General features: G+C 45.2%; 22 protein-coding genes and 1 other annotated feature. Of the genes, 21 read left to right on the top strand and 1 reads right to left on the bottom strand.

Annotated elements, in window-relative coordinates:
- Positions 1-66 precede the first annotated feature (66 nt).
- The 3 genes from MKX34_RS25655 to MKX34_RS25645 all read left to right on the top strand — a co-directional run bounded on the left by MKX34_RS25655 (position 67) and on the right by MKX34_RS25645 (position 3,949).
- Positions 67-1,233, top strand: coding sequence for a GGDEF domain-containing protein (locus MKX34_RS25655; protein ID WP_036685138.1), 1,167 nt, complete (start codon positions 67-69; stop codon positions 1,231-1,233).
- A gap of 33 nt (positions 1,234-1,266) precedes the next feature.
- Positions 1,267-2,424: a GGDEF domain-containing protein gene (locus MKX34_RS25650; protein WP_076297114.1), complete on the top strand. Its 1,158-nt coding sequence runs from the start codon at positions 1,267-1,269 to the stop codon at positions 2,422-2,424.
- A 337-nt stretch (positions 2,425-2,761) separates the two neighbouring features.
- The gene (locus tag MKX34_RS25645; RefSeq protein ID WP_076297115.1) at positions 2,762-3,949 is read left to right on the top strand and encodes a glycosyltransferase; all 1,188 of its coding nucleotides are present in this window, start codon (positions 2,762-2,764) and stop codon (positions 3,947-3,949) included.
- A 92-nt stretch (positions 3,950-4,041) separates the two neighbouring features.
- Here MKX34_RS25645 and MKX34_RS25640 read toward each other — a convergent pair whose 3' ends face one another.
- Positions 4,042-5,028, bottom strand: coding sequence for a diaminopimelate dehydrogenase (locus tag MKX34_RS25640; RefSeq protein WP_036685143.1), 987 nt, complete (start codon positions 5,026-5,028; stop codon positions 4,042-4,044).
- A gap of 231 nt (positions 5,029-5,259) precedes the next feature.
- Between MKX34_RS25640 and MKX34_RS25635 the strand changes: the two genes are divergently transcribed.
- The 18 genes from MKX34_RS25635 (at position 5,260) to obgE (ending at position 19,048) form a co-directional block, all read left to right on the top strand.
- On the top strand, positions 5,260-6,483 hold the full coding sequence (locus MKX34_RS25635; RefSeq protein ID WP_155986597.1) for an SPOR domain-containing protein: 1,224 nt from the start codon (positions 5,260-5,262) through the stop codon (positions 6,481-6,483).
- A 198-nt stretch (positions 6,484-6,681) separates the two neighbouring features.
- Positions 6,682-6,927 (top strand): DUF4321 domain-containing protein, encoded by a 246-nt coding sequence (locus tag MKX34_RS25630; protein ID WP_036685144.1) that lies wholly within the window; start codon positions 6,682-6,684, stop codon positions 6,925-6,927.
- A gap of 34 nt (positions 6,928-6,961) precedes the next feature.
- Positions 6,962-7,558, top strand: coding sequence for a Maf family protein (locus MKX34_RS25625; protein ID WP_036685146.1), 597 nt, complete (start codon positions 6,962-6,964; stop codon positions 7,556-7,558).
- A 25-nt stretch (positions 7,559-7,583) separates the two neighbouring features.
- Complete coding sequence (radC, locus tag MKX34_RS25620; RefSeq protein ID WP_076297116.1) at positions 7,584-8,273, top strand: DNA repair protein RadC; 690 nt, start codon at positions 7,584-7,586, stop codon at positions 8,271-8,273.
- 38 nt (positions 8,274-8,311) lie between these two features.
- A complete protein-coding gene (locus MKX34_RS25615) occupies positions 8,312-9,346 on the top strand; it encodes a rod shape-determining protein (RefSeq protein ID WP_036685150.1) in 1,035 nt (344 codons plus the stop codon).
- Positions 9,347-9,408: 62 nt separating this feature from the next.
- Complete coding sequence (mreC, locus tag MKX34_RS25610) at positions 9,409-10,287, top strand: rod shape-determining protein MreC (protein WP_036685152.1); 879 nt, start codon at positions 9,409-9,411, stop codon at positions 10,285-10,287.
- On the top strand, positions 10,287-10,817 hold the full coding sequence (gene mreD / locus MKX34_RS25605) for a rod shape-determining protein MreD (RefSeq protein ID WP_080742577.1): 531 nt from the start codon (positions 10,287-10,289) through the stop codon (positions 10,815-10,817). The genes mreC and mreD overlap by 1 nt, the downstream gene beginning before the upstream one ends.
- Positions 10,818-10,896: 79 nt before the next feature.
- Positions 10,897-11,556 (top strand): septum site-determining protein MinC, encoded by a 660-nt coding sequence (gene minC / locus MKX34_RS25600; RefSeq protein ID WP_036685154.1) that lies wholly within the window; start codon positions 10,897-10,899, stop codon positions 11,554-11,556.
- 5 nt (positions 11,557-11,561) lie between these two features.
- A complete protein-coding gene (minD, locus tag MKX34_RS25595) occupies positions 11,562-12,356 on the top strand; it encodes a septum site-determining protein MinD (RefSeq protein ID WP_036685156.1) in 795 nt (264 codons plus the stop codon).
- A 202-nt stretch (positions 12,357-12,558) separates the two neighbouring features.
- The gene (locus tag MKX34_RS25590) at positions 12,559-13,455 is read left to right on the top strand and encodes a M23 family metallopeptidase (protein ID WP_076224596.1); all 897 of its coding nucleotides are present in this window, start codon (positions 12,559-12,561) and stop codon (positions 13,453-13,455) included.
- Complete coding sequence (locus MKX34_RS25585) at positions 13,448-14,290, top strand: M50 family metallopeptidase (protein WP_076297117.1); 843 nt, start codon at positions 13,448-13,450, stop codon at positions 14,288-14,290. Before MKX34_RS25590 ends, MKX34_RS25585 begins: the two co-directional genes overlap by 8 nt.
- Before the next feature lie 54 nt (positions 14,291-14,344).
- The gene (locus MKX34_RS25580) at positions 14,345-15,586 is read left to right on the top strand and encodes an Rne/Rng family ribonuclease (RefSeq protein WP_076297118.1); all 1,242 of its coding nucleotides are present in this window, start codon (positions 14,345-14,347) and stop codon (positions 15,584-15,586) included.
- The gene (locus tag MKX34_RS25575; RefSeq protein ID WP_155288184.1) at positions 15,567-15,734 is read left to right on the top strand and encodes a hypothetical protein; all 168 of its coding nucleotides are present in this window, start codon (positions 15,567-15,569) and stop codon (positions 15,732-15,734) included. The genes MKX34_RS25580 and MKX34_RS25575 overlap by 20 nt, the downstream gene beginning before the upstream one ends.
- Positions 15,649-15,735, top strand: a sequence feature (ribosomal protein L21 leader region). (Overlaps the previous gene by 86 nt.)
- 14 nt (positions 15,736-15,749) lie before the next feature.
- Entirely contained in the window at positions 15,750-16,061 is a 312-nt protein-coding gene (rplU, locus tag MKX34_RS25570; protein WP_036685166.1) for a 50S ribosomal protein L21, read from the top strand.
- A 12-nt stretch (positions 16,062-16,073) separates the two neighbouring features.
- The gene (locus tag MKX34_RS25565) at positions 16,074-16,409 is read left to right on the top strand and encodes a ribosomal-processing cysteine protease Prp (RefSeq protein WP_036685168.1); all 336 of its coding nucleotides are present in this window, start codon (positions 16,074-16,076) and stop codon (positions 16,407-16,409) included.
- 17 nt (positions 16,410-16,426) lie between these two features.
- Positions 16,427-16,738 (top strand): 50S ribosomal protein L27, encoded by a 312-nt coding sequence (rpmA, locus tag MKX34_RS25560; RefSeq protein WP_036685171.1) that lies wholly within the window; start codon positions 16,427-16,429, stop codon positions 16,736-16,738.
- Between the two features lie 411 nt (positions 16,739-17,149).
- Complete coding sequence (locus MKX34_RS25555; protein ID WP_339205469.1) at positions 17,150-17,722, top strand: Spo0B domain-containing protein; 573 nt, start codon at positions 17,150-17,152, stop codon at positions 17,720-17,722.
- Positions 17,723-17,737: 15 nt separating this feature from the next.
- Positions 17,738-19,048 carry a GTPase ObgE gene (gene obgE, locus MKX34_RS25550; RefSeq protein ID WP_036685174.1) on the top strand — a complete coding sequence of 437 codons (1,311 nt, stop codon included), beginning with the start codon at positions 17,738-17,740 and terminating at the stop codon, positions 19,046-19,048.
- Positions 19,049-19,242: the final 194 nt, after the last annotated feature.

Here is a 19,242-nt window from a genome sequence, read left to right as displayed (position 1 = left end):
GAACCGGCCATTGAGTGCTATAGTGCTGTCAGTAGAGGATCAATTTTTCCGTGTAGGTGGTGACTCATGGACTCCCAGCTTGATATCAAAACGTTAGTGTATTTATTTATTTTTGGAAACCTATTTATATTGGTGCTGATAACCAACTACCGGAGGAGCGCTCCTAAAGACAGGGCATCCACCTTATTCATACGCTCTAAGGCGGTGCAACTGCTCTTCTGGTGTTCATTATTATTATGGGGCCATATTCCCCGCGCTTTATCCATTCCACTTAGCAACGCTTTGATTCTTCTAGGCTGCTGTCTGGAGATTATTGCTTTACTGCTGATGATGGGCATCCTTGGGCAGCGGATAAAGTTGTATTACATAACGCTTTCCATACTTAGTTCGATTACTTTTAGTATTGTTGCCGTCTTCTTTCATCATTCCAGCTGGCGCATAGCCTGCACCTCACTATGGTCGATACTTTTTATTGTCTATCCAGCTTACCACCTCACGGTGAACCCCAAAGGCACCCCTCTTCAGAAGATACTCGGAATATTATTTTACGCTTTTGCAGGGATTATGCTGCTCCGCGCGATTGTTGCACTGATCTGGGAGCCAGAGATGAACGTGTTCACAACTAATCTTTCGCAGTATTTATATTACCTGGGGATGTATTTATTATTGATTGTGGGAGCCGCAGGCTTTATTCTACTTTCTAACGAGCATTCCTTTGTAAAACTGAAACGAATCGCTAGCTACGATGATCTGACTGGAATCCTTAACCGTGGAGCATTTCTTCAGGAAGCTGAGGTACGGCTTGAGAAGGCAGTTGCTGAGCAGGAGTACTTTTCGTTTATGCTGCTGGATTTGGATCACTTCAAAGAAATCAATGATACATACGGCCATGATACCGGTGATGTTGTTCTGGAAGAATTCGCATTGACGATTAAGGACAACCTCGAAAACAGCGATTTATTCGGCAGGCTTGGCGGCGAGGAATTTGCAGTTATACTTTGCGGGCTTGATGAAGCTAGCTGTGACCGGAAAGCTGAAGCGTTACGAGAGGCAGTAATGAAGACGTCCACACAAAAACTCTCACAAGGTTATACAGTTAGTATAGGTGTAATTACGATCATGCCGGATCAGGAGATCTGGATAAATAAGCTGTACAAGCTGAGCGATAAAGCGTTATACCAAGCCAAACAAGAAGGAAGAAACCGAGTGGTCAGATACAATTATATTTATTGAGCTTAGAGAATACAGGGGGTGAAATTCACTAACATGCATCTGGATCTCAAGACACTGCTGGTCTGCCTCTTTATGTGGCAATCATTCACGGTATTGCTTATTGTTGTCTATCGTTTGCGTTACGCGCAGGAACGGACTTCTACCTTGTTTGTCACGGCAAAATATTTGCAGCTGGCAGCTTTAATTCTCCTTTTGCTGAACGATTTCACAGACTCGCGACTTCCCATTCCAATCAGTATGCTGCTTGCTTTAGCTGGAGGTACGCTGGAAAGCTTAGCGCTTCTGATGCTTCTCAGGGTTTTTGAGAGCTGGGTTGAACGATATTATACGATCCTGTTCGGAGTGTCCATTGTCGTTGTAGTCCTACTGCATTTAATTATGCCAGATGAGCGGTTCGTTATGGCTGCAACTTGTCTATTTGGGATTATGATCATAGCTTTACCTGCTTACATATTAGCTGTGAAGATTAGAGAGACCTCTCTCCAGCAAACCATGGGATTGTTGTACGGTGTTGTAATTTTAACGCTGGTTGGCAAGGGACTTGAACCGTTTTATTCGATGTTAGGACTGAATGCACTGACCTCTCACTGGCTGCAGATATTTTTTTATCTGGGGATTTATTTGCTTATGTTTTTAGGAACTGCGGGAATCATGCTGCTATATAGAGAGGATTCCTTTACAGAATTGGAGCGGGTGGCCACTTATGATGTGCTGACAGGTATTTTGAATCGCAGATCCTTTGTTCAGCGTGTCCGACCTTTAATAGCTGCCTCAGCGATGAAGAAGCTGCCATATTCTTTTTTACTGCTGGATGTTGATCACTTTAAACGTATAAACGATACCTACGGCCACAATACCGGCGACCACGTTCTGAAGGATCTGGCTCATAAAATAAAACAGCAGCTTGGCAATGGCGATCTGTTCGGAAGATTCGGCGGTGAGGAGTTCACTGTGCTGCTGCATAGAGCCGATGAACAAAACAGTGATATGATTGCAGAGCGGATGCGCACAGCGGTTACAGGGGCGATCATTCATGGTGTACCTCTGCATTACACGATAAGTATTGGAGTCATCACGGTGGATTCAGGTGAACGATACTCATTGAGCACTCTTTACAAACTTAGTGACATTGCATTGTATCAGGCTAAGAAAAAGGGCCGGAACTGTGTAGTTAGAAGCTACGACAACTAAAGTGTCTTCCTTTCGACATTATACGAGGGAGACGCTTTTTTTGTATGCAAAGAGGATTAGTACATAATACCTAACGATTACAACTTCTATTAATAGAGCAATTCATGATTATGTATGTCGTGAAAAAAGGGGGGTTAGTCTGTTTTTTAGAAAAAGCGGCGGTTTATAAGGGGAAATTGTAATAGAATTCTGAGGAACCAGAAAAAAACTTAAAAAAATTTAGACTTCCCCTATAAATCGACAAAACTTTTAAGTGAAATGAGTTACTATTGAACTGCATCTAAAGTTTCAGTTGGTAGATGGGGGTTTTTATTACAAAATACAAGGAGCCAGAGTCATGCGAGAAAGAATGCTGTTCCTATCAGCCCAAAATCAAAGCGCAGAGGATCTAGAAGGAGAAATGAGAACAGGGAGTATTCTCGAGATTTTGCTTGGGAAATTTGATATAGATTTGCTGACGTACGGAAGTGCCAACCAAACCGTGTCTATTAATGAGCGGACGGCACTTACGGTTCATAACATTAACGAAGATTATACGACCTGGAGGCCAATGTTGCGCCCCTTACATAAACTGCGGAATTTCTCAAATTTAAGTCATATAGATAAAGATATGAAAAACACTATTTTGGAGCTTTGCCGTTCCAATAATTATAAGCATGTATTTATATCGCATGTCCTATTGGGAAAATGTATTGATATGGTGAGGAACTTGCTTCCAGAAGCCAGTGTGATCACAGATACCTATAGTTTTGCAAACGGAAGCGGAGGATCTTCCGGAGAGACAGGGAAGTTAAGCAGGAAGAATCCTTATAATAAACTCAATGCTGCATGGGATCGTAGGAATAAACGGCGATTAATGAATAAAACGGGTCTGCTTTTAGCAACCTCGGAATGGGATGCACTAGCGTTCAAATCTCTATCATTTGCAGATGCCCGTAAGGTTCATGTTGTCCCCCATTTCATCAAGATGAATGAGTATGAGACTTTTGCAGAGCCTGTGACTAAAGAAAATTCAATTGTGCTGCACTGGAATATGAATATGAGACTGGGAATAGATGCAGCCCGAGTATTCTTTAAAAAAACCTATCCCATGATTAAGGAGCAAGTGCCAGATATCAGTAGTTATATTATCAGCTCAGAGGTTCACCCGGAGGTCATGACTTTGATTAAGGAAGATGAATCGGTCATAGTCACTGGACCAGTAAATTCCTCTACTGAATACATACGACGGTCTAAAGCTGTTCTGGTGCCTATCCTTGAAGGCTGCGAAGTTTCTAGAAATATACTGGAATCCTGGGCGCTTAAAACGCCGGTGGTTACTAGCTCTATCATGTGTGAGAAGCTGAATTGTGAGCATAACCGAAATATTTTGCTGGCTAATACCTCGGTTGAGGTTGTTGGAAGTGTATTGAATTTACTGAAAAATCCTGAGCTTGGCGCTATTATTGCGGATCGTGCGCATGAGACTTTATTAAAGAATTATGAAATGAATCATGTTAAGAGTAAGATTCTTAGTCTTGTATAGAAGGTTGTCTGACAAGATGCTTGCTGCTCTGGACAACAAATAACCCGCGAGGACCATTAAAAGTCCTACGCGGGTTATTTGTTGACAGGATTTTAGAGCAAGTTGCGGCGCAGTTCTTCTGGTGATTTCGGAGACAACGTTCCAAGTGGAATATCGAATACAGTACGCGCTCCGCTTTGACCTTCTTGACTCATACGCTGAGCAGCTCTGGCATAAGCCACAAGCACACTAGCCGTAAATTCAGGATTGCTTTCCAGCTTCAGGCCGAATTCAACGATTTGTTTCGTGCCTTCTCCTGTTACACCACTGCGAATAACAAACCCGCCGTGCGGAATACCGCTATGCTGAGCTGCTAGTTCTTCTTCAGTGATGAAAGTAACCGTAGTATCATAATCTGCAAAATAGTTCGGCATATTCACGATTTCTTCGCGAATGCGCTCTTGATCTGCACCTGCCTCAGCTACTACAAAACACTCTCTAAGATGTTTTTCACGAGTAGTAAGTTCTGGTGTTTCACCCGCACGGATAGCCTCGATAACCTCTTGTACTGGAACCGTATATTGTACGCCGCCTTTAACGCCTTCTACTCTGCGAATGGCATCGGAGTGACCTTGGCTGACGCCTTTACCCCAGAAAGTATATTCTTTACCTTGTGGAAGAATAGCTTCAGCTAGCAGACGGTTCATGGAGAACAGGCCTGGATCCCAGCCCGTAGAAATTACGCTGAGTGTTCCGCCTTGTTTAGCTGCGGCATCAACGGTCGCAAAGAACTCAGGGATTTTGGCGTGAGTGTCAAAGCTGTCCACGGTATTAAACATCCGGGCAATAGCTGGTGTCTGTTCTGGCAGGTCGGTAGCCGATCCTCCGCACAGAATCATAACATCCACTTTTCCCTTATATTGTTCGACGGCAGAGATATGCTCGAATTTCACACCGGTTTCACCGGCTTCCAGTTGTCCAGGCTCTCTGCGCGTAAAGATCGCAACCAGCTCGATATCTTCACTTTGGTTAATAGCCTTACGTACACCTTTTCCTAAATTACCGTAGCCCACAATTGCTGCTTGAATTTTTTGTTTCAGAAAAAGCCCTCCTAAACTGTAATGAACTAAAATCCTATTTCTAGCTTAACTAGTATAGTGCACACTTTTAGCTCTTTTTATATAGTATATAAAAGTTACATGTAATGTAAACTGAATCCGTATAACTTTCATTATTCATTTGGCTATAAAAATAGCATATCTCTCTATTGTCTATCATATATTTCCATATAGATTAGATGAGGTGAGGTGTTACTGTTGAATAACGGAAGAATGACATTCCGATTTGACGTGAATAAGGACGAGCCTAAGCCAAAACCGCAGGTAGTGGAGCGCTGGTCCAGTGGCGGACTGGGCACAGCTGAAGAATATGCAGAGGAGTTGCGCAAGGAGGTCGGTCCAGCACAGCAGCATACTTGGGTGCATGAACCTGATTTACGCTCTATGCGTGAGGCACCACCGGAGGATGCTTACGACTACTACTCAGGAACTGTAGATCCACGCCAGCAAGAATGGGACGAACAGGATAGAGATTTCAGAAATACGCAGCAATCGTATCTGCTTTCAGATTTGGTACTGGATGACAGAGATAAATCAGCAGAGGTTTACACGGGAGGTTATGGGGGCTCATACCATACTCGTCGTCCATCGTATTGGTGGAAATTATCCCTGTCTGTGGTGGGGGCGATCGGCACGGGTCTACTATTAGGATATGCGGCACTTTCCTTTTTTTATGGAGGAAACATGGACAGTAGTTCAGGAACCGGGATAACAGATACGTTGGCTACTTCAGGGCAGACTTCCGGAGCTAATGATCCAGCAGGTGTAGGAACCTCGGGATTGCCGGTTACGGGCACAGATGATACCGGCAAAAACACTATTCCTGTTCAAGTGGCTGCGCAAAGCTACTACCTGCTGCAGTATGGCGTATTCAGTACGCCGGCAGGCGCGGAACAAGCTAGACAAGAGCTGTTGGACGCTGGCTTGGCTGCGGGCTTGGACCCTGCTGACGGAAATCGTGTATATGCCGGAATGTCCTCTGACCGTGAACAAGCTAAGTTGCTCAGCAGTGGTCTGAAGAATCAAGGGATTGAGCTTTATGTAAGAGAGGTGGAGCTTCCCGGAGTGGAACGATTAGGATTTGCCGGAAATGCGGAGGCTGTGAATAGTTATTTTGCGGTGAGTGGACAGCTGCTCAGTGAACTAAGCAGTCAATCCGCTTCTTTACTCAGCGGAGGACAAACGGATGCGGCAGCTAATACCTCAGCTGTGAGTGATCTTCATCTCCAATGGAGTGAAGCTGTTAAAGCTCTGGAGCAAGGCATAACGCCTGAAGCCAAAAGCATTTGCGCAGCGCTAGAGAAATCTATGAGCCAAGGAATTTCAGCACTGAGTGAATATAACAAGAACAAGGCGCAAGCCCTGCTTTGGGAAGTGCAGGAGTCCATGCTGAGCTTCTTGACCAGCCAAAAACAGCTGCTGTCTGCTATGAATTGAATGCTTGGATTGCGGATTCAAAAAACAACAAGTCTCCGGGGAATTGGGGGCTTGTTGTTTTTTTTGGAGAGGGGTATCGTTCCGCAACTTTTAGGGCAAAAGGTGGTAAACATTACCGTAGGGGATTTTACGTTTGTATTGATCACCGTTTCACCGTATAATAATTAGGGTGTCAAAAAATGGCGAGGGAAGACTGAGATGAAGAAGAAAAATGTAGGAACACTGCTGTTATTTCTAATTCTAGGCTGGCTGGCTGGAGCCTGGATCGCCAAGCTGCTGCAGCCCGTAAAGGCTCTGTCTTTTCTAACAACATCGACTGTGCTCAAATGGTCTCCGCGAGCCGATTTAGACATCATAACCTATGACATCACTATTCATTTGAAATTGTGCATGCTTAGTCTCGCCGGTATTATTACAGCTGTATGGCTGTACCGCAGACTGTAACTCTCGTTACTGAGCAAGAAGGGACGTTTACAACGTGGACAACTCACCACTCATTATTCTAGCCTCAGGTTCACCGCGTCGACGTGAGCTGTTATCCTTACTGGGTTTGCCCTTTGAGGTCATTACCAGCGAAGCTGATGAGAGCACACCGCCGGATTGGACGCCGGAGAGAATCGTGCGCAGTCTAGCTTTGCGAAAAGCAGAAGCCGTAGTAGCTGCAGCCGGAGAGCGTAACGCAGTCATTATAGGAAGCGACACAATTGTTGTATTAGATAATACTGTGCTAGGCAAACCGGTGGACAAGCTGGACAGCAAAGCGATGCTTACCAGACTTCAGGGCCGAACTCATAAGGTATACACGGGTGTAGCCTGCCTCGGACTCCCGAATGGGAAGACTATAGTGGAGCACCGTGTTACTTCCGTAACGATGAGGGCAATGACTGAAGAGGAAATTGCTGCTTATATAGCTACGGGAGAGCCTGCTGATAAGGCTGGCTCATATGCGATACAAGGGCTTGGGTCCATTTTGGTGGAACGAATTGAAGGCTGTTATTTCAATGTAGTCGGATTGCCTTTGTCGCTTCTTGGCGAAATGCTATCCGAGTTCGGTATAACTGTATTGAGCCGGTAGGAAGCCTGGGGAAAGAGGGATAGGGATGGAGTCGCAACCAATTATGCTGCGGGACCTCCCCCATGAAGAACGACCTAGAGAGCGCATGATGCATTATGGGGCGGAATCATTAAGTCAAGCGGAGTTGTTAGCCATTCTGCTGCGTACGGGAACACGCCGCGAGTCGGCTATTCATATTGCACAGCAGATGCTGGGGAAGATCGGTGGCCTGCGTGGGCTAGTTGACCTTAGCATCGAAGAACTGACCAAAATCAACGGTATCGGTCCTGCCAAGGCCGTACAACTAAAAGCAGGCATCGAACTGGGAAGGCGCCTTGCGAATTCCAGGTTCAATATGCCGGTCATTATCCGCTGTCCTAGGGACGCTGCAGAGATTCTGACTGAGCAATTGCGTTATTTGCAAAAGGAGCATTTTGTCTGTCTGTTTCTGAACACGAAGAATCATGTGATTGGACAAGAAACATTGTCCATGGGCAGCCTGAATGCTTCGATCGTTCATCCTCGTGAGGTATTCAGAGCAGCTATAAAATGCAGTAGCGCCTCTATTATATGCGCGCACAATCATCCTAGTGGTGATCCAACACCTAGTCCAGAAGATATTTCCCTAACCGCTAGATTGCTTCAGGCAGGTGAGATTATCGGAATAGATGTGCTGGACCATCTAATTATCGGAGATAGCAGTTTCGTAAGCTTGAAAGAAAAAGGACATATGTAATATAAATGTAGATTTACTTAGGAAAAGGAGAAATTAGCATGTTGGGTGGTTTCACAAAAGATTTAGGAATTGACTTGGGGACAGCGAATACGCTTGTCTACGTACGCGGTAAGGGCGTTGTTGTAAGAGAGCCTTCCGTTGTAGCCATTAACACTGATACTAAGACGATTGAAGCCGTGGGTGAATCCGCCAAAAAAATGATCGGTCGTACTCCTGGAAATATCCGTGCGATCCGCCCGATGAAAGATGGCGTTATCGCTGATTTTGATACAACGGCTACGATGATTAAATATTTTATTCGTCAAGCACAGAAACAGCGTTCTATGTTCCAGCGTCACCCTAATGTAATGGTCTGCGTGCCATCTGGTATTACTGCTGTAGAGCAACGTGCGGTAGAAGATGCTACCAAACAAGCTGGCGCTCGAGAAGCTTACATTATCGAAGAGCCTTTTGCTGCTGCTATCGGTGCGGATCTGCCAGTATGGGAGCCTACAGGTAGTATGGTTGTAGATATCGGTGGAGGTACAACTGAAGTTGCCGTAATCTCGCTCGGCGGTATTGTTACTAGCCGTTCAGTGCGTGTTGCAGGTGATGAAGCGGATGAGTCCATCATTCAATACATCAAACGTCAATACAATCTGATGATCGGTGAACGTACTTCGGAGCAGCTCAAAATGGATGTTGGCTCGGCCCTTCCTCTTGAAAAGGCTGAAACCATGGAAATTCGCGGCCGTGATCTCGTAACAGGTCTGCCAAAAACACTTACAATTACTTCTGATGAAATCTGTGAAGCTTTGTCTGACACAGTGAATGCTATTATTGAAGCTGTTAAAGTAACATTGGAAAAATGTCCGCCAGAGCTTGCAGCAGATATTATGGATCGTGGAATTGTTTTGACAGGTGGGGGAGCCTTGCTTCGCAACTTGGATAAGCTGCTTGCACGTGAGACGGGAATGCCGGTTATTGTTGCTGAGAATCCACTGGACTGTGTAGCTATTGGAACCGGTAAGGCACTTGAGAACATTCATTTGTTCAAGAGCCGCAGCGGATCCAGTCTTCGTTCGAAGAGATAAGATGATGTTCTACCACTTGTGTAAGTCAACCCCTGTTATGGGAGAAATACTGTTGTTAGAGGGTGTTGAAACTGTTTAAACTCTTAAGCAATAAACGTCTGTTTATTCTGTTGATTACACTGGTGCTGTTCATTGTGGTAATGGGCTTCAGCTTGGCAACAAGGAAAGGCTTGTCCTGGCCGGAGAACTTTCTCAGAGATTCGACTGGTTTCGTGCAAAAAATGTTCTACAAGCCCGCTGGATATGTAGCGGGCTTGTTTGAAGATATTGGAAATCTGAGTGATCTTGCTAAAGAAAATGAACAGCTTAAAATTATGGCTGCCCAGTATGCACGTGATAAAGCCCAGTATAATTTCGTCAAGGCGCGGAATGACGAGTTGGAGAGAAATTGGAATTTCACTGAAGAACAGAAAAATTTGTATAAATATGAATATCGTATTGCACAGGTAATTAGCCAGACAACAGAGCCAAGCAATAGTACGATTGTTATCGATTTGGGCTCCAAAGATGGGGTTAGACCTAATATGTCCGTGATTTCAGTGGATGGTCTAGTCGGTGTTATCAGTAAGGTGAGCAATTTCACCTCCACAGTGAAGCTGATGACAATGATGGACACCAATGATCCTAATTCCCAGCCGCCTATTGCGGCAACTGCCTTAAATAAAGAGGGTAAATCCTTTGGGATGATTGAGAGTTATAATCCAGAGACGAACAGACTGCTGATGACTAAGATTCCACCGGGTGATCCTATTGCAGCGAAGGATACTATTCTGTCTTCCGGTATTGGAGGATTGTATCCAAGGGGATTGACAATAGGCACAGTTGAAAGCGTCGATGTTGGTGAATTTGGATTAACCTCCACAGCAGTGATTAAGCCTTCAGCAGAATTTCAGGACTGGAAGCAGTTGATTGTTGTGTTTACGGAGGAGCGTGCTGAATAGTGAATATGCGCAGATCAGTTCTTGTTCTGTTACTGTTCCTCTTATTTATTGTGGAGGGAACCATTTTACCTTGGCTGATTCCAGATGTTTGGCAGATGCGAATCATTCCGAATCTGGTTTTTGTAGTGTTATTGTTCGTGACTATATATCATCATCGGCATACAGCACTTATATTGGGATTATGTTTTGGAATGCTGCATGATGTCGTTTTTTACGGCAGAATTCTTGGAGCACACTCTTTTGCGATGGGATTGTCGGCTTATTTAATCGGCCTTTTATTTCAGATTCCACGTGCTCCGCTGCCCCTTATGATGACTGTGGTTCTGCTTGGAAGTCTACTTGAGGATAGTATACTATTTGGTATCTATAGTGTATTTAATCTTAATCAAGAACCTTATAGCTGGGCGATTTTGAATCACATGCTGCCGACGATGCTTTTTCATTTTGCCATCGGGCTACTCTTCTACATACCGGTTCGGCGCCAGCTTGAGCTAATCAAGAAAGAAACGAATAAGGAAGAAGCGGCTTAAAGAGCTTCTATTTTCTTTCTATACAAAGCAGGAATTTAAGGGGCCCGGCACGAATGAATGAGGATAGGGGGCCAGGCATATGACAGTAAAATCCAAGCATGTAAGGATTAAGGGCATCAAGGATGGCCTGATATTCCTGCTAGACGACAAATGTCCCTTTGAAGATCTTCTGAGCGAGCTTCGCTATAAGCTGGAGCACAGCCATCAAAATATTTTAACTGGACCGATTGTACATGTGGACATAAAGCTGGGCAATCGTACCGTAACTGAGGAAGACAAGGAAGCTGTGCTGGAGATTCTTAAGGGACAGGGAAATCTGTTGATTCGATCTATAGAGGCGCTTCCAGCGCCCGGCAGTGAGGATAATGACGCATTGTTTTTGATGAGTGGAATTCTACGTTCCGGTCAGGTGCTGCACCATAACGGAAATCTTCTATATCTGGGGGATGTGAACCCTGGGGGGACCATAACCTGTTCAGGCGATATTTATATACTAGGTTCGCTAAGAGGGATGGCGCATGCTGGAGTAGACGGGAATGAGGAAGCGATTATAGCTGCTTCTTTAATGTCTCCAACACAGCTGCGAATTGCCGATATTATTAGTCGTCCGCCCGATGAATGGGAAACCCGTGAAAGCAGTATGGAATTTGCATATTTAACAAACGGAGCTATGCAGATCGATAAGATTCATAATTTGGTCAAATTACGTCAGGATTTAAATGTGTTTAAAGGGGTGTAGCCTCCATGGGAGAAGCGATAGTCGTAACCTCGGGCAAAGGCGGAGTTGGCAAAACAACCACAACAGCCAACATTGGAACCGCACTTGCACTGCAGGGCAAAAAAGTATGTCTCGTCGATACCGACATTGGACTGCGTAATCTGGATGTAGTTATGGGGCTTGAGAATCGTATTATTTATGATCTTGTGGATGTAGCGGAAGGACGTTGCCGCCTTAATCAAGCGCTCGTTAAAGACAAGCGCTTTGATGAATTGTATATGCTGCCTGCAGCTCAAACAAAGGATAAAACGGCTGTCTCTCCTGAACAAGTAAGAGATATCATTCTTGAACTAAAGAAGGAATATGAGTATGTTCTGATCGATTGTCCGGCAGGAATCGAGCACGGCTTCCGCAATGCGATTGCCGGTGCGGATAAAGCGATTGTGGTTACCACACCAGAGCATGCCGCTGTGCGGGATGCCGATCGTATTATCGGACTATTAGAACAGTCGAGTGTGGAATCGCCGAAATTGGTGGTAAACCGTATTCGCCCAGGTCTTGTGAAGTCTGGGGATATGCTTGATATTGAGGATATATTACAGGTGCTGAACATTGATCTTATCGGAATTGTTCCGGATGATGAGCTAGTTATTAAAGCCGCAAATAACGGAGAACCTACAGTTATGAATCCCGATTCGTCAGCAGCTATTGCCTATCGCAATATTGCACGCCGAATTTTAGGTGATGCTGTACCCCTGATGCAGCTTGACCGCAAACCGGGAGCATTTAAGAAGCTTAAGAAATTTTTCGGTATGGCTTAATTTTTACTAAGCAATCCTATTATAAGAAGCATACACGGGTCCCACGAGTAGAGAAATCTATGGTGGGGCTTATTTTTTTTGAATAAATATGAATGTATGGCATTTCCGGGATTTAAATGGTCTGTCTTGGAGGGGCTTGTTCTAAAGAGACTTCCGTGCTTCATAAAATGGAAGTAAAACAAGCCCGTCCGGAGGGATAAATATGGATCAGAAATCAGATATCAAGAATCGCCGCAAGGAGCGTATTCGTAGTTTATTGGAGGAACTCCCGGAAGTCTCAGCAGTCTCAGGAGTTTCGGAAGTTCAAGAACTAGAAATAGCGGAGGCTCCCCCTTCATTTATTATGCCGGATAAGAGTACGAGCTTTAAGGAATGGGGAACAGGATTTAAGAATGCGGATCAATCCTCTGTAGAGCCCGATCCAGAGGTGATGTGGAAAAAGAGTCGTGGAGGCTGGGAGGATGACGGTGGTGGAGGCTCGAATTTTACTGCCGGTTTTATTCGGCGCTTTGTTGCTAGTGTTCTTGTGTTTGGAGCAGTGTGGGGGGTCTTTGCGGTACATCAGCCATGGTCGTATAAGATGCAAGCTTTTATTAGTGATGCGTTAAGCAATGACATGGATTTCACGGCTGTGAGAGTTTGGTATGAGGAGAACTTTAACGGAGCTCCAGCGTTCATTCCGATATTTGGGGATAAAGATGAGCCTGCTCAAAAAGTGGCCGCTCATCATCAACTCACTGCCCCGATAGCTGGGAGCGTTGTCCAGCCTTTTGCATCTACGCTAAAAGGGGTGGAAATTATGCCTCAAATCGATTCAACCTTAAATGTGACGGTGAAAAGTATAGACATGGGACGTATTCTCTCCATCTCTAAAGAGCTGGAAGGGGGCATTCGAATTGCTGTTCAGCATTCAGGCGGTGTCACTGCAGAATACGGACATTTGAGCGGCACCAAGCTGGAGGTTGATGACTGGGTGCAGAGCGGGGATTCGCTCGGTTGGATGATGGAGAAGGACGTATCCTCAGCTTCAACACTATTTTTCGCAGTGATGAAAGACAAGACTTATATTGATCCTACAGAAGTGGTATCGTTTGATTAGGATCTTTGGTATCGAACTGTCACTACATCCACTGTTCGTGATCATTATGTTATTCTCCGTGATCACGGGACAATTTCTAGAGCTGCTCACCTTATTTACGATTGTCTTCATTCATGAAATGGGACATGTCGTTGCGGCTCTTATGGCTGGTGTTACAGTTAAGTCGGTTCAGCTTCTTCCGTTTGGCGGAGTGGCTGTTATTGAAGATCATGGGCGGCTTACAGCCAGTCGTGAGATCGGAATTGCCCTTGCCGGTCCACTGCAAAATGGAATTATGATTGTAATTGCTTTGGGACTTCAACAAGCCGGTTATGGCAATCAGGAATTTCTGACCTATTTTATTCATGCCAATGCCATGATTGGACTTTTTAATCTAGTGCCAGTGCTGCCGCTTGACGGAGGTAAAGTGCTTCAGGCCACTATTAGTTTAGTGCTTCCTTATTACTACACTTTGTTATGGACTGGACGGGTGAGTGTAGCCGCAAGTGTCCTCGTGATTATATATGCGCTGCTGCCTCTTGGAGCGGGTGGAGGCCTTAGGCTGAATATGGTCATGATCGGAGCTTTTTTGCTGTATTCGAATTTTACCGACCATCGTAATTTACCGTACCGGTTTGTTGCTTTTTTGATGAATCGGGAGGCTGTTTATGAGTATCATTTGCGAACAGGAAGCGTAGCTCGTCCAATAGTTGCATTATCTGCGAAACCTTTAGATGATATATTGCGTCTATTTAAACGTAATCAATATCATTTTATCTATGTGTTAAACGGTAAAGGAAATGTTGTTGCTGTTGTGCCGGAACAGCGCTTAATATCAACCTACTTCGGAATATAGTGTATTTATGCAGAGAATGTGAAGGAATGAACGAACGAAACCAGAGGTGAAGCCATGAAACAGATGATCGTTCACTGCACGCAGCACATTACCCGAATGGCTCTTCTGGAAAACGGAAGGCTGGTGGAGTACGCGGCTGAACGCGATCAGCAGCAAGGGTTGGTCGGCAGTTATTACAAAGGCCGTGTGATTAACGTACTTCCAGGTATGCAGGCTGCTTTTGTTGATATCGGACAGAAGAAGAATGCTTTTTTATATGTTGATGATGTATTGCATCCTAATTTGGATAAACAGCCTGATGTGAAGCCCTCTATCGAGACGCTTTTGCAGCCGGGACAGGATATTGTTGTTCAAGTGCGGAAAGAGCCAAGCGGCGGAAAAGGCGCGCGTGTAACGACTCATTATACGTTGCCCGGGCGCTGGATGGTGTACATGCCCTTTGCAGAATACGTCGGTGTCTCCAAAAAAATAAGCCGGGAAGCAGAGCGCAGCCGTCTCAAAGGAATCGGAGAACGTCTGCGAATGAAAGAAGAAGGGCTTATCATGCGGACGGTTTCTCAGGACGAGCCACATGAAGCTGTGGAGGGCGATCTTTCCTTTCTGCGTGCCCAATGGGAGAATATTACACGTAAAGCACAAACGGTAGAGGCTCCGGCTTTACTACATCGTGATCTTAGTATTGTCCAACGCTTTATAAGAGATGCCTTTAATCCGCAACGGGATCAGTTGATTATTGATTCATCTGCCGCAGCTAGAGAAGCAACAGCCTTTCTGGACGACATGGCTCCTGAAGGGTACAAGCCAGTCTGTCTTTATAATGGAGCGGAGTCTATTTTCGCTGCTTATGGTATTCAGGATCAATTGCTTAAGAGCTTCAGCCGCAAAATCACGCTGGAGGGTGGAGCAACAATGATCTGGGATGAGACAGAGGCGTTAACCGTAATTGATGTCAACACCGCTCAATACATTGGCGGAGCATCGCTTGAAGAAACGGTTACCAATACGAATTTGCTCGCAGCTGAGGAGATCGGTCGTTTGATCCGGTTACGCGATACTGGTGGAATCATTATTGTCGATTTTATTGATATGGAACAAGAGCTTCACCGCAAGATGGTCACAGAGCGATTAGAGGAAGTGATCTGCAAGGATCGCACCAAAACACATATTTTGGGGTGGACAAGACTCGGGCTGCTCGAGATGACCAGAAAGAAGGCAAGGCATGATTCAGCCAGCTTTGCGCCTGTGATTTGCCAGTGCTGCGGGGGAACCGGAAAAGTTGGAGAATGGCTGGAATGAGTTGACGATAAGTCATAAGTATGATACTATCTTCAAGTATGTGTTTGATGCAGTTGATCCTGCACATGCTGTAACCGCTCCGATCGGGTACATAAGTGCAGTTCCTACGGGAATTCTGCCACCTAGACTAGGCGAGTCTGAGACATGAGGAGGTGCAAGTAAAATGTATGCAATTATCGAAACTGGTGGTAAACAATACAAAGTCCAAGAGGGCGACGTTTTGTTCATTGAAAAGTTGGAAGCTGAAGACGGCGCAAGTGTAACTTTTGACCGTGTATTGGCTGTTTCTAACGATGGTGGTCTGACTGCAGGAACTCCGCTAGTAAGCGGCGCGTCTGTAACAGCTAAAGTCGAGAAACATGGTAAAGGCGCTAAGGTTGTAGTTTACAAATACAAACCTAAGAAGAACTACCACAAGAAACAAGGTCATCGTCAACCGTACACGAAAGTAACTATCGAGAAGATTCAAGCGTAAGAAGGTGCGTTAATGATTAGCGTGCGGATTACACGATTATCGGATCTAGGAACTATCGTTGGCTTTGAGGTTAAGGGGCATGCGGGTTATGCGAAGCGTGGCGAAGATATCGTATGTGCCGGGGTATCCGCTGTAACAGTTGGAACCGTCAATTCGATTGAGACCTTGACCGGAATCTCCATGGACACGTCCATGAAGAACGGATTTTTAAGTGGAACATTAAGTTCTGTTGAAGATTTCGATACTTCCGCGAAGGTACAATTGCTGCTTGAATCCATGGTCGTGATGCTGAATGATATCGCAGAATCATACGGGAAGTATATTCAAATACAGCAAGTAAATATTTAAAGAAGGAGGTTGACAACATGTTGAAATTGAATCTTCAATTGTTCGCATCGAAAAAAGGTGTAGGTTCCACAAAAAACGGACGGGATTCCCATTCCAAACGTCTTGGCGTGAAACGTGCTGACGGTCAAGCAGTAACCGGCGGTAACATCTTGGTTCGTCAACGCGGAACAAAAATTCACCCAGGAACTAACGTAGGCATCGGTAAAGATGATACTTTGTTCGCAATGGTGGATGGCGTAGTGAAGTTCGAACGTTGGGGCCGCGATCGCAAAAAAGTGAGCGTGTACCCAGTTGATGTCGCTCCGGTAGCAGCGGCACTGGAAGCGTAAGCTTACGGACCATATGAGCAAGTAGAAGCCTCCGGCATGAGTGCCGGAGGCTTTTTTGTAGAATATTCATAATTATTTGTGTTGCAAAGTTGGAAGGGTTAGATAGATGTGAAAATCTCGTTATTATCTCTGGTGAACTACAGTGAACGCGTGTGTTATACTAGGAAATGGTAAATGATACTAACAAAACAAATAATCTAAACGAAGTCATGAATTTTGCGAACTGAGGGACGGGGAGAAAGAATGAAATCCTGGAAAAGTGCAATCTGGGCAGTCATGTTATCCGTAATGCTTCCTTTAGGTCTTTTGTATTGGCATACTTCTCTTCTGACGTGTCTATTACTCGGAATCTGGGTAGTGGCAATCGTTGCTTTCAGTTTTATCTGGAGCTAGCGTCATTATGAACGGGAGCTGCGTATACAAGAGAACACTCTGCAACAGGCGGCGATTCGGACACTGAATCATCATCGACATGATTGGATGAACGATTTGCAGATTCTATACGGATATATTCAGCTTGGAAAGCCTAATAAATCCGTGGAGTGTGTGGAAAGAATAAAGGAACGCATAGCACTTGATAGTCGTATCGCTAAGTTGGGCATTCCTTCATTGGTTTTCTATATCCAATCCTTCCGAACTAACAGGTCTAGTCTGGAATTGGAAGTTCAGGTGGAGGAAGGGTTGCAGCTAGAGGACAAGCTAAATCCAGAAGCAGGAGATGAGCTGACTTCAGTGATTATGCAGACCATACGGGCTTATCAGTACAACGGGCTGGCTCCTCAGGGGGAGACGCGCAAGCTGCGCCTTGGCTTTTTTCAGGATGGAGGAGACATTCTTATCTCCTTCGAAGGCGAGGGGGAGCATGGCAATCCCGAGCTGCTCAAAGGGCAAATTTATAATATAGTACAAGGAAAAATCATGAAAGCAGAGCAGTTTAAGCCTAGCAGGGCTTATGTAGAGCTGCGATTACCGCTTGAAATGTGAGGAAGGTGAACATTTATGTTCGTAGATAAAGCTAAGATTTATGTTAAAGGCGGTGACGGCGGGGATGGTCTCGTTGCATTTCGCCGGGAGAAATATGTACCGGAGGGTGGTCCTGCCGGTGGTGACGGAGGCCGTGGAGGCGACGTTATTTTCCGTGTAGATGAGGGACTGCGCACGTTGATGGATTTCCGATATCAGCGCCACTTCAAAGCTGACAAAGGGATTAAAGGACGGAACAAAAGCCAACATGGAGCGAATGCGGATCATATGATCGTTCGTATTCCGCCAGGAACCATTCTGATTGACGATGATACGCAAGAGATCATTGCCGATATGACGCGTCATGGACAACAGGTTGTAGTTGCACGTGGAGGCCGTGGAGGCCGGGGTAACACCCGTTTTGCCACAGCTAATAATACAGCACCAGAGCTTGCGGAGAACGGTGAAGAAGGCCAAGAGCGTTATGTGGTTATGGAACTTAAGGTAATGGCTGATGTAGGGCTTGTAGGCTTCCCGAGTGTGGGTAAATCTACGTTGCTGTCGGTTGTGTCCGCAGCTCAGCCCAAAATCGGAGCTTACCATTTCACAACAATTACACCGAATTTAGGGGTAGTGGATGTTGGGGATGGCCGAAGCTTTGTGATGGCGGATCTGCCAGGATTAATCGAGGGAGCTAGTGAAGGCATAGGTCTGGGTCACGAATTCCTGCGTCACGTTGAACGTACGCGTATCATCATTCATGTAGTTGATATGTCTGGCTCTGAGGGTCGTGATCCCTTCGAGGATTGGGTTCTAATTAATGATGAGCTGAAGCAGTACAATGCTAGTCTAATCGATCGTCCGCAGATTGTGGCGGCGAATAAGATGGATATGCCTGAATCAGAAGAGAATCTTATTTCTTTCCGTGAACGCGTAGCTGAGGTGCGGCCGGATTTAGAAATCATGCCAATTTCATCCCTTACCCGTCAGGGTGTTCAGGAGCTCTTATATCGTGCAACGGATATTCTCGACAGTATTCCGGTTGCTCCGGTGGTTGAGGAAGTTGCTGAAACTACTGAACGTAAGGTGTATAAGCTGGAAGCAGAAGAGGATAATTCGTTTACTATTACACGTGATAACGAGGCATTTGTGGTCACAAGCCCACGTATCGAACGTATGCTGAAGCGCATGCAGCTTAGCACACATGATGCGATTCTCAAGCTGGCACGGACTTTGCGTCATATGGGTGTAGATGCAGAGCTTCGTAAACGCGGTGCTGTAGAAGGAACAATTGTCCGTATCGCTGATTTCGAATTCGAATTCGTTGAGAACAGCAGCTACTATTAATATTTAGCTGACTATGAAGCGCCAACTATGGTTTTCCTGTAAAGGGATGGCATAGTTGGCGCTTTTTTTGTGAGGAGATCAGTAATTTTTTTCAATAAAAGAACCCAAAACACGATATATATCGTATACAATAAATATCGAAATACACTAATTCCCATTTGGGAGCATACACGTTATTTATATATAAGATAATG

Origin of the sequence: Paenibacillus sp. FSL R5-0636 (assembly GCF_037974255.1) — a bacterium.
GTDB lineage: Bacteria > Bacillota > Bacilli > Paenibacillales > Paenibacillaceae > Paenibacillus_AQ > Paenibacillus_AQ odorifer.
Note: the sequence above shows the minus strand (reverse complement) of the source record. Positions and strands in the feature narration are given on the sequence as shown.

Coding starts and splice junctions, on each gene's coding strand:
- obgE (WP_036685174.1), top strand. CDS start 17,738: ATGTTCGTAGATAAAGCTAAGATTTATGTTAAAGGCGGTGACGGCGGG.
- minD (WP_036685156.1), top strand. CDS start 11,562: ATGGGAGAAGCGATAGTCGTAACCTCGGGCAAAGGCGGAGTTGGCAAA.
- MKX34_RS25630 (WP_036685144.1), top strand. CDS start 6,682: ATGAAGAAGAAAAATGTAGGAACACTGCTGTTATTTCTAATTCTAGGC.
- MKX34_RS25650 (WP_076297114.1), top strand. CDS start 1,267: ATGCATCTGGATCTCAAGACACTGCTGGTCTGCCTCTTTATGTGGCAA.
- rpmA (WP_036685171.1), top strand. CDS start 16,427: ATGTTGAAATTGAATCTTCAATTGTTCGCATCGAAAAAAGGTGTAGGT.
- MKX34_RS25645 (WP_076297115.1), top strand. CDS start 2,762: ATGCGAGAAAGAATGCTGTTCCTATCAGCCCAAAATCAAAGCGCAGAG.
- MKX34_RS25590 (WP_076224596.1), top strand. CDS start 12,559: ATGGATCAGAAATCAGATATCAAGAATCGCCGCAAGGAGCGTATTCGT.
- MKX34_RS25655 (WP_036685138.1), top strand. CDS start 67: ATGGACTCCCAGCTTGATATCAAAACGTTAGTGTATTTATTTATTTTT.
- MKX34_RS25565 (WP_036685168.1), top strand. CDS start 16,074: ATGATTAGCGTGCGGATTACACGATTATCGGATCTAGGAACTATCGTT.
- MKX34_RS25615 (WP_036685150.1), top strand. CDS start 8,312: ATGTTGGGTGGTTTCACAAAAGATTTAGGAATTGACTTGGGGACAGCG.
- MKX34_RS25635 (WP_155986597.1), top strand. CDS start 5,260: ATGACATTCCGATTTGACGTGAATAAGGACGAGCCTAAGCCAAAACCG.
- rplU (WP_036685166.1), top strand. CDS start 15,750: ATGTATGCAATTATCGAAACTGGTGGTAAACAATACAAAGTCCAAGAG.
- MKX34_RS25580 (WP_076297118.1), top strand. CDS start 14,345: ATGAAACAGATGATCGTTCACTGCACGCAGCACATTACCCGAATGGCT.
- radC (WP_076297116.1), top strand. CDS start 7,584: ATGGAGTCGCAACCAATTATGCTGCGGGACCTCCCCCATGAAGAACGA.
- minC (WP_036685154.1), top strand. CDS start 10,897: ATGACAGTAAAATCCAAGCATGTAAGGATTAAGGGCATCAAGGATGGC.